We start from the raw sequence: 832 nt of genomic DNA on the forward strand, positions 1-832 counted from the left end.
TTAAAAAACATATTATATAATGCGTTTTTTCTTGATAATTATTTTTAAAAGTTTTGGAAGGGTTAGTCATGTGGCTCATGCGGTGGTTGATTTTAGGCGTTAAAAAAGGCGCTTAAATTGCGCCTTCCTTTTTGTTGTTAGTGTATTGATATAGTGTTTAAAATGCTGCTACTTTTAAGCTTGTTTTGATTTTATTTACATATTCTTGATCGAATAGAAACTTTTTATAAGAGATGTTTTTTAGTTTAAGTTCTTCGTCAACCATTTTGATAGTGATGCGTTTAGCTTTAAGAAGTTTTGTTATATCTTCCCTCATAGCATTATCAAACTCTTTAGGGGTGAATATAGTATCAATTACCTTTTCGTTTTGATTTCTTTTGTCAAAGTCCCAAAGAATAACAAGATCTTTATTTATTAAGTTATGCGCGTTATTGTATATCTTATAATCTTCGCTTTTAAAAATTTCACTTGGGGCAACACCTTCACCATAAGCTTTAACTATTGGCGCTGAAACAAAATCTGTTCGTGATGAAAAACTATGTGTAATGTATGCTACGAATTTTATTGGTTGTTCTAATAGATTTGATTTGATGTTTAAATTTTTCATAATGTTTTTCCTTTTATTTATTATTAGGTCTTTCCCTCAACCTATACTTATATAATAATATATATTTATTTTAATTCAATACATTAAAATATATAGAATGATGAATAGTTAAAAAACATATTATATAATGCGTTTTTTCTTGATAATTATTTTTAAAAGTTTTGGAAGGGTTAGTCATGTGGCTCATGCGGTGGTTGATTTTAGGCGTTAAAAAAGGCGCTTAAA

At 27.9% G+C, this 832-nt stretch carries 1 protein-coding gene; it reads right to left on the reverse strand.

Features of this window, described 5'->3' with window-relative positions; genetic code table 11:
* Nucleotides 1-157 precede the first annotated feature (157 nt).
* On the reverse strand, nt 158-607 hold the full coding sequence (locus H5203_RS22500) for a hypothetical protein (protein ID WP_182820377.1): 450 nt from the start codon (nt 605-607) through the stop codon (nt 158-160).
* Between the last annotated feature and the right edge of the window lie 225 nt (nt 608-832).

This window comes from Pseudoalteromonas sp. SG41-1 (genome assembly GCF_014164575.1).
GTDB classification, from domain to species: Bacteria; Pseudomonadota; Gammaproteobacteria; order Enterobacterales; family Alteromonadaceae; genus Pseudoalteromonas; species Pseudoalteromonas rhizosphaerae.

Excerpts from the sequence above, each read along its gene's own strand:
- H5203_RS22500 (WP_182820377.1), bottom strand. The coding sequence starts at position 607 with ATGAAAAATTTAAACATCAAATCAAATCTATTAGAACAACCAATAAAA.